The organism is Streptomyces sp. NPDC031265 (assembly GCF_055570295.1).
Map to the genome: position 1 here is coordinate 322,158 of NZ_JBVIHM010000004.1, position 15,790 is coordinate 337,947.

Consider the following 15,790-nt stretch of genomic DNA (forward strand, 5'->3'; position numbering starts at 1 on the left):
TGCTGAACGGGCTCGATGCTCAGCGCATCAATGCTGGTAGCCGTAGACGCCGCGCGCCTGGTCACGTACGAGACGGCCCTTTTCGAGCTCGATAACACGCTTGCGCATCTGGTCGACGATGTTCTGGTCGTGGGTCGCCATGATCACGGTGGTGCCGGTCCGGTTGATCCGGTCCAGGAGCTTCATGATGCCCACGGAGGTCTGCGGGTCCAGGTTGCCGGTCGGCTCGTCCGCGATCAGCAGCATCGGCCGGTTGACGAAGGCCCGCGCGATGGCGACGCGCTGCTGCTCACCGCCGGAGAGCTCGCCCGGGCGGCGGTCCTCCTTGCCACCGAGCCCGACGAGGTCGAGCACCTGGGGCACGGCCTTCCTGATCTCCCCGCGCGGCTTGCCGATGACCTCCTGGGCGAAGGCGACGTTCTCGGCCACGGTCTTGTTGGGGAGCAGCCGGAAGTCCTGGAAGACGGTTCCGAGCTGGCGCCGCATGTGCGGCACCTTCCAGTTGGAGAGCCGGGCCAGGTCCTTGCCGAGCACGTGCACCTGCCCTTGGCTGGCACGCTCCTCGCGCAGGACGAGCCGGAGGAAGGTCGACTTCCCGGAGCCGGACGAACCGACGAGGAAGACGAACTCACCCTTCTCGATGTCGAGGGAGACGTCCCGCAGAGCGGGATGGCTCTGCTTGGGATATGTCTTGGAGACGTTGTCGAATCGGATCACGGTGCACCACGGTCGCCGGGAATAGGTGTGCGTGACACTACGCGAACCGGCCTGGGCCGTGCAGGCACCGCCCGGAGATGTTCCGGGGATGCGCCTTATGTCCCGTTGACGGCGGCCCATGGGCCCCCTCACGGGGGCAGAATCCGGCGGGGCGCGCCGAAACGCGCGGGAGCTGGCACAGTGGTAGGGGGAACGGTTGCGTTTCCCTGAGCGTTGTGCGGAGCAGTAGGTGCATACGGCGGCTCCGCCGCGCGGGAGGAGGAAAGCGCATGACCTATGACCGATTGGTGTGCGCGAACTGCGCGGCGCCGGTCAGCGAGGGCCGCTGCCCCGTCTGCCGGGCCAACCGCGCGCGGCTGGAGCAGGAAGGCCCCTGGGGCGGTCTGAGCCCGGCGGCGCTGGTGACGCTGCTCGTGGTGCTCGTGGCCGCGGTGGCCCTGCTGGCCCACCAGACCGTGTAACGACGTCATACGAACGTGGGGCCCGGAGTGCAGCTGCACCCCGGGCCCCACGTCGTTCAGATCCGCCGATCTGTGCCGGCTATCCGGTCAGGCGGCCGTACGGCCACCGACCAGACGCGGCATGAACCGGAAGCCGATGCCACCGGCGATCATCGTCGCGGCACCGAGCAGCAGGAACGTGGTCTCGCCCGCACCGGTCTCGGCGAGCTCGTCCTTGGCCTTGCCCTGCTCGACCGGCTTCGAGCTGACGTTGTCGGTGTCGGTGTTGTCCGGGCAGCTGGCGCCGTCGAGCGAGACGGTGCAGGTGCCGCCGGTACCACCGGTGCTGGAGCCGCCGGTGGAGGAGCCGCCCGTGGCGGTGGAGCCGCCGGTGGAGGACCCGCCGGTGGTGCTGCCGCCGGTGGCGGTGGTGCCGCCGGTGCTCGTGCTGCCACCGGTGGACGTGGAGCCGCCCGTGCCGGTGGTGCCACCGGTCGAGCTGGAGCCGCCGGTGGTGCTGCTGCCGCCCGTGGACGACGAACCGCCGGTGGACGACGAACCGCCCGTGGACGACGAACCCCCCGTGGAGGACGAACCGCCGGTGGTGGTGGTCGAGCCGCCGGTCGACGACGACCCACCCGTGCTGCTGCCACCCGTAGACGAGGAGCCGCCCGTGGACGACGAACCGCCGGTGGACGACGAACCGCCCGTGCCGCCGGTGTCGGCGCCGCCGATACCACCGGTCGACGACGTCGAACCGCCGGTGGACGAGGAGCCACCGGTGGACGAGGAGCCGCCCGTGGAGGACGAACCGCCGGTGGACGAGCCACCCGTCGACGACGTGTCACCCGTGGTGCTGCTGCCGCCCGTGGACGACGAACCGCCGGTGGACGACGAACCGCCCGTGCCGCCGGTGTCGGCGCCGCCGATGCCACCGACCGTGCCGGTGCCGCCCTCCGACTCTCCCTGAACGCCGAGACCGACGTCCACACCGCTCTTGTCGACCTCGGCCTTGGCGCTGATGCCACCGATGTTGACATCGACACCGGCGGCCTGGGCCGCACCAGCGGCGGTCAGGGACGCGCCTGCCGCGATCACCGCGCCCGCGGCTATCCGTGCAACGCGGACCCGCGTCATTTTGGTCATCTGCTTGCTACCCCCAGTAGCTAATTCGTCATGGAGCAGCGCCGGGGGCCGCGGGACCGGGAGATCCGTTTCCGTCGCCCCCGTCACACGCGCCCCGGAAATACGCATGCCGCGCGTCACCTTTCCGCACTCTTAAGAATCGCGTCAAGGCCGTTGCGTACGGAATGCCCGGATTAGGGCAACTTGCCCGTCGTACGGGATTGCGACTGTGACGTAAAAAGGGAACTGCCGCTCAACGAACGGCAGTTCCCTTGTCGACAAAGCCCCGAAAAGGCCGTCGGTTACTTCTCCTGCTGCTTGCGCCAGCGAATTCCCGCTTCCAGGAAACCGTCGATCTCGCCGTCGAGCACCGCCTGCGGATTGCCGACCTCGAACTCGGTGCGCAGGTCCTTGACCATCTGGTACGGGTGCAGGACGTACGAACGCATCTGGTTGCCCCAGGAGCTGCCGCCGTCGCCCTTCAGGGCGTCCATCCTGGCTCGCTCCTCCTGGCGCTGGCGCTCCAGGAGCTTGGCCTGGAGGACGTTCATGGCGCTCGCCTTGTTCTGGATCTGGGAGCGCTCGTTCTGGCAGGAGACCACGATGCCGGTCGGGAGGTGCGTGATCCGGACCGCGGAGTCGGTGGTGTTGACGCCCTGGCCACCGGGGCCGGAGGCGCGGTACACGTCCACGCGCAGCTCCGACTCGTCGATCTCGACGTGGTCGGACGACTCGACGACCGGCAGGACCTCGACGCCCGCGAACGACGTCTGGCGGCGGCCCTGGTTGTCGAAGGGCGAGATGCGCACCAGGCGGTGCGTGCCCTGCTCGACGGAGAGCGTGCCGTACGCGTACGGCACCTTGACGACGAAGGTGGTCGACTTGATGCCGGCCTCTTCCGCGTACGACGTCTCGTAGACCTCGGTCGAGTAGCCGTGGCGCTCGGCCCAGCGCAGGTACATGCGCTGCAGGCGCTCGGCGAAGTCCGAGGCGTCGACGCCGCCGGCCTCGGCGCGGATGTTGACCAGCGCCTCGCGCTCGTCGTACTCGCCGGACAGGAGCGTACGGACCTCCATCTCGTCCAGCGCCTTGCGCACGGAGACCAGCTCGGTCTCCGCCTCCGCGAGGGTGTCCGCGTCGTCCATCTCCTCGGCGAGCTCGAAGAGCACACTGAGGTCGTCGATCCGGCTGCGCAGCGCCTCGGTCTTGCGGACCTCGGCCTGGAGGTGCGAAAGCTTGCTCGTGATCTTCTGGGCCGCGTCCGGGTCGTCCCACAGGGACGGCGCGGCTGCCTGCTCCTCGAGCACGGCGATATCTGCCCTCAGCTTGTCGAGGTCCAGGACGGCCTCGATCGACCCCATGGTCGAGGAGAGGGACTTCAGCTCTTCGGATACATCGACGACTGCCACGGGTCCAGCGTAACGGCTGCGCGCAAGGACGTTTCCCCCGCGGCCTGCCACGGGCGGACGGGCCCGGGCCTACGGGGCCACCGGGACCGAGTGCTTGGAGTCCTGCGGCGGTTTGTCCTTGCCGTCGCCGCCTCCGCTCGTCGCCAGCCAGCCGCCGACCGCCACGGCCGCCGTCAGGGCGACCGCCGAGGCGCCCAGGACCAGTCGGCGCTTGCGGACCTGGTCCGCGCGGTGGCGGGCCGAGCCGGGGCGGGGGGCGCCCGCCGGGCGGGGGGCGCGGGCCGTGCCCAGGGGGCCGCCTGCCAACTCGTCGGGGGCGGGGACGCGCATGCTGGTGTGGGTGTCGCGGTTGGAGTCCAGGGGGGCGCCCGGCACCAGGGGCACCGCGCCCCGGCGGGGCCTGCCGGAGGAAGGCGTGGGCTCCTCGTACACCGGCTCCTCGGGCTCCTCGGCGTCCGGCTCGTCCACATCAAGCGGCGGCATCCCCGCCACCAGCGGCAGCAGCTCGCGCAGGCGGGCGGAGAGCTCCGAGGCGCGCAGGCGGGAGGCCGGGGCCTTGGCGAGGCACTGGACGACCAGCTGCCAGAGCTCGTCGGGGATGCCGGGCAGTGGCACCACGGTCTCGGTGACGTGGCGGCGCAGGACCGCGCCGGGGTGGCCGCCGCCGAAGGGCGTGAAGCCCGCCAGGAGCTCGTAGAGGACCGTCGCCAGGGCGTAGATGTCCACCGCCGCCCTGGGCGGGAGGCCCTCGACGATCTCGGGGGCCAGATAGTCGGGCGTGCCGATGATGCGGGTGGCCTTGGTGCGGCGCGGGGTGTCGATCAGCTTCGCCACGCCGAAGTCGGTGAGGAGCGCGGGGTGCGAGCCGCCGGGGCCGAGCGGGCCCTGCATGTCCAGGAGGATGTTCTCGGGCTTGACGTCCCGGTGCACGACTCCGGCCGCGTGCGCGGCGGCGAGGCCGTCGGCCACGTCCGCGACGATCGCCACCGCCGCCTCGGGGGCGAGCCGGCGCTCGCGGTCGAGCCGGGTGCGTACGTCCGTACCCCGCACCAGGTCCATGACCAGGGCGAGGTCGTTGCCGTCGACGACGAGGTCGCGTACGCCCACGACGTGCGGGTGGTCGAGGCCGAGCAGCGCGGTGCGCTCCTGGACGAAGCGGCCGACCAGCTCCTGGTCGGCCGCGAGGTCCTCGCGCAGCAGCTTGATGGCGACGGGCCCGTCCGGCCCCTCGCCTAGCCACACCGTGCCGGCGCTGCCCCGCCCCAGAATCTGGTGGGCGGTGTACCGGCTGCCGATATTCCGTGCCAAGACTGCTCCCTCAGCGGCTGGCTGTGCACGCCGAGGCTACGCGGCCGGGAGGCCAACCTTCACTTCCGAGGGGGAAATCACCCCTTGGAAGTCGACAAATCCACGAAGTCGGCGTGGCGCGCGCCTCAGTTGCCGCCGAGTTTGCCGATCCAGCCCGACACCTTGTCGACGGCGTCGCCGATCGCCTGCCAGTAGCTCTTGCCCTCGGCCACCCAGTCCTGGAGCGGGGTCAGCTCCCAGATCAGCCAGCCCGCCACGAACAGCAGGACGAGGGTGAACAGACAGCCCTTGAGGCAGCCGAGGCCCGGGATCCGCATCGGGTTGGCGTTGCGGCGGCGCGGCTCGCGGGGCGCGGGGGCCTGCGGCTGCTGCGGCTGGGGCGCCTGCGGCGGGGCGTACTGCTGGCGCTGCTGATGCTGGGGCGGCGGCGCGTACTGCTGGTGCTGCGGGGGCTGCGCGTACGGCTGGGGCTGCTGCGGCTGCCGGTACTGCTGAGGCTGGGGCTGCTGCTGCGGGGCGTACTGCTGGGGGCGCTGCGGAGGCCGCTGCTGCTGTTGCGGCTGGGGCTGCTGCGACTGGCGGTGCGGGCGGCGGCGCAGCGGGTCCTGCTCCGGGTCCAGGTACTGGACCTGCGTCTGCTCGTTGCGGTCGCGGGCCGCCTGGAGCTGGGACTGCCAGGGGTGCGGCTGCTCGGGCTGCTGCGGGTCGAGGCCCTGTTGGCCGAACTGGTTCTGGCCCTGCGGCACCGGCGGCATCACGGCCGTCGGGTCGGCCGCGCCCCGGTTGGGCAGGACGGCGGTCGGGTCCGCCGCTCCGGACGTGTTCGGCAGATACGAGGTCGCCGCATTCGGGTCGTACGAACCCGCGTTGCTCGGCAGCACCTGGGTCGGGTCGGCCGCGCCGGGCGTCTCGGGGACGGGCGCGGGCGCCGGGTCGGGCGCGAGCAGCGCGCCGACGCCGTCGGCCGCCTCGACCTGGGCCGGGGTGGAGTGCACCCCGATGCCGTCGGCCACGACGCGCAGGGCGCGCGCGAGGTTCTCGGCGCTCGGCCGCTCGTCCGGGTTCTTGCGCAGACAGCGCTCTATGACCGTCCACAGCGGGCCGGGGACGGTGGTGGGGCGGCGCGGCTCCTCGCTCAGGTGCCGGTGCAGCACCTCCAGAGCGGTCCCGCCCGCGAACGGCGGACGCCCGGTGACCAGCTCGTAGATCAGGATTCCGGCGCCGTAGATGTCGACGGCGGAGGTCTGCGGGCGCCCCTCGGCGGACTCCGGCGCCACGTACGCGGGCGTGCCGACGAACTCGTGCGTACGGGTCAGGCCCGGGGAGTCCGCGAGGCGCGCGATGCCGAAGTCGGTGAGCATCGGGCGCATGGCGCCGCCGCGCTCGTCGAGCAGGACGTTGGCGGGCTTCAGATCGCGGTGGACGACGCCGTCGGCGTGGCTGGCGGCGAGCGCGTCGGCGATCTGCGCGGTGAGCAGGGACGCGGCGACCGGGGTGAGCGGGCCGTTCTCGCGCAGATAGCGGTGCAGGTCGGGGCCGTCGATCAGGTCCATGACCAGGGCGAGGAGATCGCCCTCGACGACGAGGTCGCGGGTGCGCACGATGTTGGGGTGCGTCAGGCGCAGCAGCACCGACCGCTCGCGCAGGAACCGCATCACGACGTCGGCGTCGTTGGCCAGCTCCTCCTTGAGGACCTTGATCGCCACGGTCTCGCCGGGCTGGCCGGCCACGGCCGCCTCGGCACCCGCCGCCTCCCGCTGGCTCGCGCGCCAGACGGTGCCCGTGGCACCGCGTCCGAGCGGCTCCTCGAGCAAGTACTTGCTGCCTACCGGCCGCACGTCATGCGCTCCCTGCTGGTCTGGCTGGTTCCGGGTCTCTTCGGGTGTCCCCGAACCGCCCACTGTAGTGCCGCCGACTGTCACGACGGCTGTGCGACGACTGTGGCGGCGCGGGCCCACACGCTCCGGGCGTTCGAAGGGAAGACGCCACCTTCGTACGGAAGGTTGCCGAACGGCCGTGCCGAAGCGGGGTGAGCGATTCCAACGAGGTGCGCAACCAGCCACTTTGCGGCCACATTTGCGTCTAGAGCCGACCATTCAAGATCACTTGGAGGTGGGGGGCGGGCGTGTTGTCAGTGGCAGGTGCGAGGATGCCCTCAGCACGACATGTGTGCCTGGTGGGGGGAATCACAAGGGCCTTCCCTCCGTGCCCGGCACCCCCGCGCAGAAGGGACCGCCGAGGCGATGCAGATCCGGCTGACCGTCCTCGCGCCGCGCAGCGGCCACGCTGCGGCGCGCGCCTGCGACGTGCTCGTGACCGCGCCCGCCGGGACCGCGCTCGCGGCCGTCGCCTCGGGCCTCGCCACGGCCGCGTCCGGCTCCGAGGTCTCCGGTGCGGTGGTGCTCTACGCGGGCCGGGAGCGGCTCGATCCCCAGCGCCGGGTGCTCGGCGAGCCGCCGCTGGTGGACGGGGCGGTGCTTTCCCTGTCGTCCCCGGCCGACTCGTCCTCGTACGCCTACGAGGAGCACGAGGAGGCGGCCCAGGCCCGGCTCTGCGTCGTCGCGGGGCCGGACGCGGGCGGGGTCCATCTGCTGCACGGCGGCCAGATCCGCGTCGGCCGCTCGGCGGACGCGGACGTTCCGCTGGACGACCCGGATGTGTCCCGGCTGCACTGCGCGGTCACGGTGGGCGAGGGCGGCCGGGTGTCGGTGGCCGACCTGGGCTCGACGAACGGCACGCGCGTGGACGGCGCCCCGGTCGGCCCGCACCCGGTGCGCCTGCCGGTGGGCGCGCTGCTGCGCCTCGGGGAGTCCGCCCTGCGGCTGAGCACCGGTGCCCCGCCCCCGCAGCCACTGCCCACGGCGCCGGACGGGGAGGGGCACGTCCGGGTGACCCCGGCCGCCTCGCCCCCGCAGCCGCCGTCGGGGCCGTTGGCGTACGGGGAGGGAGCCCCGGCTGAAGCGCCGGTCCCGCACGGCGCGGAGACCGCCCGGGTGCCGTCCCCGCGCGCGGCGAGCGACCCGGGCCCCGCCGGACACGGCCCGACGACCCACGGCACGGGGAGCGCACCCGCGCCCGGGGGCCACGGCCCGGGCGGCCCGGCGGAGGGCGGCGGGCGCCCGCACGGGCAGGGCGGGCAGGACGGCGACGAAGGTTTCGGACAGGGTCGTACGGAGGGCGGGTACGGCACGTACGGCGGCGTCTCCGGCCCGCAGGGCGGAAGCGGTCGGGCAGGCGGTCAGGCTCATGTGCCCGGCGCGCGGGGCGAGGGCTCCGAGGTCCACCGGCCCGGGGCGGGCAATGACCATCAGGCCTACGCGGCGGGGCCCGGCGGGGACGACCAGGCGTACGGCGCCGGAGAGGGCGCCGGCGGTCAGGCGTACGGCCCCGGTGCGAGTCGGCGGGTCGGGACGCCTCCGCGCGGGACCCGGCTGCCCGAAGACGTCGAGCACGGGCGCGTGTACGACGGGGCGCCGTCCCGGCGGCGCGGCGGGATCGGGGCCTGGGCACGGCGGCTGACCGGAGGGCGCGGGGAGGACGTGTACGAACCGGCGCCCGCCGAGCCCACGGCCGTGGTGCCCGGCGCCCCGCCCGCGCCGGAGCGGTGGCCCGACCCCGCCGCGCTGCTGCTGACCGCGCTGGGGCCCGGGCCGCGGCTGTGGGAGCGCCGCCCCGGGCACCCGGAGGAACTGGCGATCCGGGTCGGGACGGCGGACCGGGGCGAGCTCGCGGCCGTGCCGGTCACCGTGGGGCTGCGGGAGGCCGGCTCGCTCGGCCTCGCCGGGCCCCGCGCCCGGCTGAACGGCCTGGCGAGGGCGGTCGTGGCCCAGCTCGCGGCGCTGCACGCGCCGGCCGACCTGGAGATCGTCCTCATCAGTACGGAGCGCGGCCGCAGCCTCCAGGTCCGTACCGCGGAGTGGGGCTGGCTCGGCTGGCTCCCGCATGTGCGCCCCGGGCACGGTCAGAACTGCCGGCTGCTCCTCGCGTACGACCGTGAGCAGGCCACGGCCCGTACGACCGAGCTGGTCCGGCGCCTGGACGACAGCCCGCTGGGGCCGGGCTGGGCGTCCGCCGACGCGGCGGCCGTGGCCGACGCGACCCGCCGCTACTCGGGTCCGTACACGGTGGTGATCGTCGACGGTGACCCCGGCTCGTCCGTGCTGCGCGAGACGACGGCCCGGCTCGCGTCCGCCGGGGGCGCGGCGGGCATCCATCTGCTCTGTCTCGCCGAGACACCGGCCGCCTCGCCGGTGTCGCCGGTGGAGGCGACGTACGAGTCGGCGTGCGCGGTCTCGCTCCCCTTCCGCGAGTGCGGGGCAGCGGCGCTGCTGAGCGGGGACGTGGCCACGGCGCTGCGGCTGCTGCGCACGGCGGGCGGCCGCCCGGCCGGGCACGGCACGCTGGCAGTGGTGGACGCGGTGTCGGCGGCGTGGGCGGAGCGGTTCGCGCGGGCGCTGGCGCCGCTGCGGGCGGGCGACGGGACCACCGCGCCCGGGCGGCCACCGGTGGCCCTGCCCCGCTCGTCCCGGCTGCTCGACGAGCTGGGCCTGGCCCGGGCCACCCCCGCGTCCCTGATGGCGCGCTGGGAGTCGGCGCCGGACGGCGCGGTGGTGCTCGGCACCGGGCCGCGCGGCCCGGTCGGCGTCGGCCTCGCCTCCGACGGGCCGCATCTGCTGATCGAGGGACCGGCGGGCAGCGGGCGTACGGAGCTGCTGCGGGGGGTCGCCGCGTCGCTGGCGGCGGGGGCGCGGCCGGACCGGCTGTCTCTCGTACTGGTCGACGGGGCGGGCGGGGAGCGCGGCGAGGGCCTGCGCGCCTGCACCGAACTCCCCCATGTCTCCACCCACTTGGCGGCCTCGGACCCGGTCCGCATGCGGGAGTTCGCGCAGGCTCTGGGAGCGGAGCTGAAGCGGCGGGCGGAGCTGCTGGGGGACCTGGGCTTCGCGGAATGGGCGGCGCGCCAGTCGCAGGAGGCGGCGGAGCGGATAATCGGGCCGCGGTCGCCGGCCGCCGGTGAACAGGGCGGGGACCAGCGGGGCGAGGTGGACGCGCCGTCCACCACCAGCACGCTACGGCTGCGGCCGCTGGGGCGTACGCGTACGGAGGCGGGGCCGCCGCCCCTCGCGCGTCTCGTCGTCCTGGTGGACGACCTCGACGCCCTGGTCGCACCGGCACTCGGCAGCCCCGGGCGGCCCGCCGCGGGGTCCGTGGTGCGCGCGCTTGAGGCGGTGGCGCGGGACGGGGAGCGGCTGGGGGTCCACCTGGTCGCCACGTCGGCCCGCCCGGACCGCACGGCGGACACGGAGCTTGCGCGAGGGGTACGGAACGTGGTGCGGCTCGACGCGCCGCCGGTCGTGCCGTCGCCCGAGGAGCCGTCGCCGGGGCGGGGCCGGCTGTTCGGTGCGGACGGTTCGGTGACGCCGTTCCAGGGCGGGCGGGTCACGGGCCGTATACCCCGGACGGCGACGCTTCGTCCGACGGTGGTCCCTTTGGAGTGGGAGCGGATGGGGGATCCGCCGGCTCGGCGGCCGGTACGGGAACTGGGGAACGGGCCTACGGATCTGGCGTTGCTGGCCAGTGCGTTGGAGAGGGCGGGGCGGGTGGTGCACGCGGCCGCGCCAACGGGTCTTTGCGCCCCACCCCGCCCCTTCACCTAAACCCTCCGGGGGTGGGTGGGGGTTGAGGTGGGTTTCCCAGGGGCTGCGCCCCCGGACCCCCGGGCAGGGCTGCGCCCCTGCACCCCCTCGCGGGGCCTGCGACCCCTGCACCCTGCGACTGGGCTCCTTCGTCTGCGGGCAGGGGCTGCGCCCCCGGACCCCCGGGCAGGGCTGCGCCCCCGGACCCCCTCGCGGGGCCTGCGACCCCTGCACCCTGCGACTGCGCTCCGTTCGTCTGCGGGCCGCGCTCCGCTGGTCGCGCAGTTCCCCGCGCCCCTGGGGGGCACCCCATCCTCAAACGCCGGCGGGGCGGAATTTTGACCGAGCCCCGTTCTGTGCGCGACCAGCCCCACCGAGCCCGCAGACGAACTCTTCTGCCCCACCCCAACGCTCGCAAACCCCTCCGCCCCGACCGGATGACGCCACGTCACGACACGATCACGATCACCCAGTTGATGACGATGGCGCTATTGCGGGCCCCCCGCACCCGGCGTAGGACTGTCCGGACGGGACGACCTCGGCGGTGGGAGGCGGCAAGCCATGCGTACAGGCATGCGTACAGGTCGGAAGCTGGTCGGTATGGCCATCATCGGGGCGCTCGCCCTCACCGCCACCGCTTGCGGGGACGACAAGAAGGACGAGGGCACGAAGCCGGACAGGAGCAAGTCCGACAGCCCGGCCACCCTCGCCCTCCCCCGTCTCGACGGCCAGAAGATCGAGGTCGCCGCCGTGTGGACCGGGCCCGAGCAGGCCAACTTCGTCAAGGTGTTGAAGGAGTTCGAGAGCCGGACCGGCGCCACCGTCACCTTCGTTCCCGCCCAGGACCCCATCGTCAACTTCCTCGGGACCAAGATCGCCGGTGGCAGTCCGCCCGACGTGGCCATGCTGCCGCAGGTCGGGGCCATCCAGCAGGCCGTCCAGAAGAAGTGGGTCAAGCCCGTCGGGCCGGAGGCCAAGGCGCAGCTCACCAAGAACTACTCCAAGGTCTGGCAGGACCTGGGCGCGGTCGACGGCACCCAGTACGCCGTGTACTTCAAGGCCGCCAACAAGTCCCTTGTCTGGTACAACACCAAAGTCTTCGACGCCGCCGGTGCCCAGGTTCCCAAGACCTGGAAGGACTTCCTCGCCACCGCCGACACCGTGTCCGCCTCCGGCGTCACCCCCGTCTCCGTCGGCGGCGCCGACGGCTGGACCCTCACCGACTGGTTCGAGAACATCTACCTCTCCCAGGCGGGGCCCGAGAAGTACGACCAGCTGGCCAAGCATCGGATCAAGTGGACCGACCCGTCCGTCAAGGACGCCCTGACCACCCTCGGCCAGCTCTTCGGCAAACCCGCCCTCATCGCCGGTGGCGCGACCGGCGCCCTGCAGACCGAGTTCCCCGCCTCCGTCACCCAGACCTTCACCGGCGGCGACCAGCCCAAGGCCGGGATGGTCTTCGAGGGGGACTTCGTCAGCGTCAACATCGGGCAGACCGACGCCAAGATCGGGACGGATGCGAAGGTCTTCCCCTTCCCGGCCGTGGGTGCCAAGGCGCCCGTCGTCACCGGCGGGGACGCCGCCGTCGCGCTCAAGGACACCAAGGGCGCCCAGGCCCTGCTGACCTGGCTGGCCTCCCCGGACGCCGCCAAGGTGTGGGCCGCCTCGGGCGGTTACATCTCGCCGAACAAGGCGACCGACCTCGCCGCGTACCCCAATGACGTACAGCGTGACATCGCCAAGGCCCTGATCGCGGCCGGGGACGACGTGCGGTTCGACATGTCCGACCAGGCGCCGCAGTCCTTCGGCGGGACGCCGGGGAAGGGTGAGTGGAAGGACCTTCAGGACTTCCTGAAGAACCCGAAGGACGTGGCCGGCGCCCAGGCCAAGCTGGAGGCCGACGCGGCCGCGGCGTACAAGAGCTGACCGGGCCGCCCGCCATGACCGCCGCCCCGGCACCCTCGCCCGCACCCCCTTCGGCCCCCGTACCCCGTACTCGCAAGAGCGTGACCGGGACCCGCGCCTACCTCGCCGCGGGGTTCCTGCTGCCCGCGCTCGTCCTGCTCGGCGCGCTCGTGGTCTATCCGATCGGGTACTCCGTCTACCGCTCGTTCTTCGACCAGTCGGGCGACGGCTTCGCCGGGGTCGACAACTACAAGACGCTCTTCACCGACGACACCATCCTGACCGCCGTCGAGAACAACGCGATCTGGGTGGTCTGCGCCCCGACCATCGCCACCGCGCTCGGGCTGATCTTCGCCGTACTGACCGAACGGGTGCGCTGGGGCACGGCGTTCAAGCTGATCGTCTTCATGCCGATGGTGATCTCGATGCTCGCCGCGGGGATCATCTTCCGGCTGGTGTACGAGCAGGACCCGGACCGGGGCGTCGCCAACGCCGTCTGGGTGGGCGTGCACGACACGTTCGCCGAGTCGGCGGGGTTCCCCCGGGCCCATCCGCTGCCCGCCGCCCCGCTCAAGCCGGGCGGCGGCGGCTCCTTCGTGACCAAGGACGCGGTCCGCGCCGGGCAGCCCGCGCTGCTCCCGCTCGTCGGGGTCGCCGCCGACAAGATGCCGTCGTCCGCGAAGGCGGCGAAGGCCCCGGCCCCCGGCCCCGGCGAGATCACCGGTACCGCCTGGCTCGACTTCACCAAAGGGGGCGGCGGCACCCCCAACACCATCGACTCAAAGGAGCTCGGCCTCAAGGGCATCAAGATCGAAGCCGTCCGGGACGGCCAGGTCGTCGCCACCGCCACCGCGCGCGCGGACGGCACGTTCACCCTGCCCGCCAAGGCCGACGGGGCCCAACTGCGGCTTCCCCGCAGCAACTTCCGTGAGCCCTACAACGGCGTCAACTGGCTCGGCCCCACCCTCGTCACCCCCGCCATCATCGGCTCGTACATCTGGATGTGGGCCGGGTTCGCGATGGTGCTCATCGCGGCGGGACTCGCGGGGCTGCCGCGCGAACTCCTGGAAGCGGCGCGGGTGGACGGCGCCAACGAGTGGCAGGTCTTCCGGCGGGTGACCGTGCCGCTGCTCGCGCCCGTCCTGGCCGTCGTCCTCGTCACGCTGATGATCAACGTGCTGAAGATCTTCGACCTGATCTTCATCATCGCGCCCGGCTCCAGCCAGGACGACGCCAATGTGCTGGCGCTCCAGCTCTACCGCTCCTCGTTCGGCACGGACGCGGACCTCGGCGTCGGCAGCGCGATCGCGGTCCTGCTGCTGGTCCTGGTCGTACCGGTGATGCTCTTCAACATCCGCAGGATGCGACGGGAGGCCCGGCGATGACAGCCGTAGGAATCGTCAAGGCCAAGCAGTCCCTGCCCGCCCGGATCGCCGCCCGGGCCGGCGGCGGCGCGCTGCGCGTCTTCCTCATCCTCGTCGGGCTCTTCTGGCTGATGCCGACCGTCGGGCTGCTGCTCTCCTCGCTGCGCAGCCCGTCCGACATCGCCTCCACCGGCTGGTGGAAGATCTTCAGCGAGCCGTCCCAGCTCACCTTCCACAACTACTCCAACCTGCTGGACAACCGCACGATCACCGACTCGCTCCTCTCCACCGTCGTGATCACCGTGCCCGCGACTGTCCTGGTCGTCATCATCGGCTCGTTCGCCGGATACGCCTTCGCCTGGATGGACTTCCCCGGCCGCGACTGGTGGTTCATGGTCGTGGTGAGCCTGCTCGTCGTCCCCGTCCAGGTCGCCCTCGTACCGGTCGCCAAGCTCTTCGGCGAGATCGGGATCTTCGAGACGACCGTCGGCGTCATCACCTTCCACGTCGCCTTCGGCCTGCCCTTCGCGATCTTCCTGCTGAGGAACTTCTTCGCGGAGATCCCGCGGGAGCTCCTTGAGGCCGCGCGGCTCGACGGGGCGGGCGAGATACGCCTGTTCACGCGGGTCGTGCTGCCGCTCGGCGGCCCGGCGATCGCCTCGCTCGGCATCTTCCAGTTCCTCTGGGTCTGGAACGACATGCTGGTCGCGCTGATCTTCGCGGACTCCAAGCACCCGCCGATCACGGTCGCCCTCCAGCAGCAGGTACGGCAGTTCGGCAACAACATCGACGTCCTGGCGCCCGGCGCCTTCGTCTCCATGGTCATCCCGCTGGCCGTCTTCTTCGCCTTCCAGCGCCAGTTCGTGTCGGGGGTGATGGCGGGCGCCGTCAAGTAGCCCACGTCAAACGGGCGGCGCGGCTTTACCCCGTCTGCCGCCACCGGCGTAACCCGCTCGCGCCCTGTGCCGTTCTACGGGCCATGCCCCGGTTCAGCGTGATCGTCCCCGTGTACAAGGTCCAGGCCTATCTCCACGACTGCCTGGGCTCGGTGCTCAGCCAGTCGTACGACGATCTGGAACTGATCGCGGTGGACGACTGCTCACCGGACGCGTGCGGCGCGATCATCGACGAACACGCCGCCCGCGACCGCCGTGTCACCGCCGTGCACCTGGACACCAACACCGGCCTCGGCCCCGCCCGCAACGCCGGACTCGCCCACGCCACCGGCGACTACGTCGTCTTCCTCGACGGCGACGACACCCTCACCCCGGGCGCCCTCCAGGCCGTCGCGGACCGGCTCAAGGAGACCGGCGACCCGGACGTCCTGCTGTACGACTACGCGCGCACGTTCTGGTCGGGCGAACGGGTCCGCAACACGTCGGCCGCCCAGCTCGCCGAGGCCGGGCCCGCCACCTTCCGGCTCGCGGACCGGCCGGGGCTGCTCAAGCTGCTCAGCGTGGTGTGGAACAAGGCGTACCGCCGCGAGTTCATCGAGGAGCAGGGCTTCAGCTTCACGCCCGGCTTCTACGAGGACGCGCCCTGGACGTATCCGGCGCTAATGGCCGCCGATTCGCTCACCACGCTCGACCGGGTCTGCGTCCACTACCGCCAGCGCCGCCAGGGCAGCATCCTCTCCACCACCAGCCGCCGCCACTTCGACCTCTTCGACCAGTACGACCGGGTGTTCGCGTTCATCGACACGCGCCCCGAACTGGCCCCGCTGCGGCCGCTGATCTTCCGGAAGATGGCCGACCACTTCCTCACCGTGTTCACCACCCGGGTGCGGGGGGGGGGGGGGGGGGGGGGGGGGGGGGGGTGGGGAGCGGGGGGATGGGGGGGCGCGGGGCGTTGACGCCCGCCGAGATGTAGAAGGGGGCATTTACCGC

Annotated in this window: 10 protein-coding genes and 1 pseudogene; 6 read left to right on the forward strand and 5 right to left on the reverse strand. The window is 72.7% G+C overall.

Annotated features, from left to right (window positions below; all coding sequences use genetic code 11):
• Positions 1-27: 27 nt before the first annotated feature.
• Positions 28-717, reverse strand: a complete 690-nt coding sequence (gene ftsE, locus ACZ499_RS09955; RefSeq protein WP_361381581.1) for a cell division ATP-binding protein FtsE — start codon at positions 715-717, stop codon at positions 28-30.
• 269 nt (positions 718-986) lie between these two features.
• Here ftsE and ACZ499_RS09960 point away from each other — a divergent pair, with 269 nt between their 5' ends.
• On the forward strand, positions 987-1,178 hold the full coding sequence (locus ACZ499_RS09960; protein WP_385541897.1) for a hypothetical protein: 192 nt from the start codon (positions 987-989) through the stop codon (positions 1,176-1,178).
• A gap of 87 nt (positions 1,179-1,265) precedes the next feature.
• Here the strand turns inward: ACZ499_RS09960 and ACZ499_RS09965 are convergent, their stop codons facing one another.
• The 4 genes from ACZ499_RS09965 to ACZ499_RS09980 all read right to left on the reverse strand — a co-directional run bounded on the left by ACZ499_RS09965 (position 1,266) and on the right by ACZ499_RS09980 (position 6,837).
• Complete coding sequence (locus ACZ499_RS09965) at positions 1,266-2,303, reverse strand: hypothetical protein (protein WP_468673528.1); 1,038 nt, start codon at positions 2,301-2,303, stop codon at positions 1,266-1,268.
• A gap of 281 nt (positions 2,304-2,584) precedes the next feature.
• A complete protein-coding gene (gene prfB / locus ACZ499_RS09970; protein WP_468413302.1) occupies positions 2,585-3,691 on the reverse strand; it encodes a peptide chain release factor 2 in 1,107 nt (368 codons plus the stop codon).
• Between the two features lie 69 nt (positions 3,692-3,760).
• Entirely contained in the window at positions 3,761-4,999 is a 1,239-nt protein-coding gene (locus ACZ499_RS09975; protein ID WP_468673529.1) for a serine/threonine-protein kinase, read from the reverse strand.
• 125 nt (positions 5,000-5,124) lie between these two features.
• Positions 5,125-6,837, reverse strand: a complete 1,713-nt coding sequence (locus ACZ499_RS09980; RefSeq protein WP_468673530.1) for a serine/threonine-protein kinase — start codon at positions 6,835-6,837, stop codon at positions 5,125-5,127.
• Positions 6,838-7,242: 405 nt separating this feature from the next.
• Here ACZ499_RS09980 and ACZ499_RS09985 point away from each other — a divergent pair, with 405 nt between their 5' ends.
• From ACZ499_RS09985 to ACZ499_RS10005, 5 genes and pseudogenes are all read left to right on the forward strand, one after another.
• Positions 7,243-10,656, forward strand: coding sequence for an FHA domain-containing protein (locus tag ACZ499_RS09985; RefSeq protein ID WP_468673531.1), 3,414 nt, complete (start codon positions 7,243-7,245; stop codon positions 10,654-10,656).
• A 552-nt stretch (positions 10,657-11,208) separates the two neighbouring features.
• Entirely contained in the window at positions 11,209-12,561 is a 1,353-nt protein-coding gene (locus ACZ499_RS09990; protein WP_468673532.1) for an ABC transporter substrate-binding protein, read from the forward strand.
• Positions 12,562-12,575: 14 nt separating this feature from the next.
• A complete protein-coding gene (locus tag ACZ499_RS09995; RefSeq protein WP_468673533.1) occupies positions 12,576-13,925 on the forward strand; it encodes a carbohydrate ABC transporter permease in 1,350 nt (449 codons plus the stop codon).
• The gene (locus ACZ499_RS10000) at positions 13,922-14,800 is read left to right on the forward strand and encodes a carbohydrate ABC transporter permease (protein ID WP_468673534.1); all 879 of its coding nucleotides are present in this window, start codon (positions 13,922-13,924) and stop codon (positions 14,798-14,800) included. Before ACZ499_RS09995 ends, ACZ499_RS10000 begins: the two co-directional genes overlap by 4 nt.
• Positions 14,801-14,883: 83 nt before the next feature.
• Positions 14,884-15,790, forward strand: a pseudogene (locus ACZ499_RS10005) (glycosyltransferase family 2 protein); the annotation flags it as partial.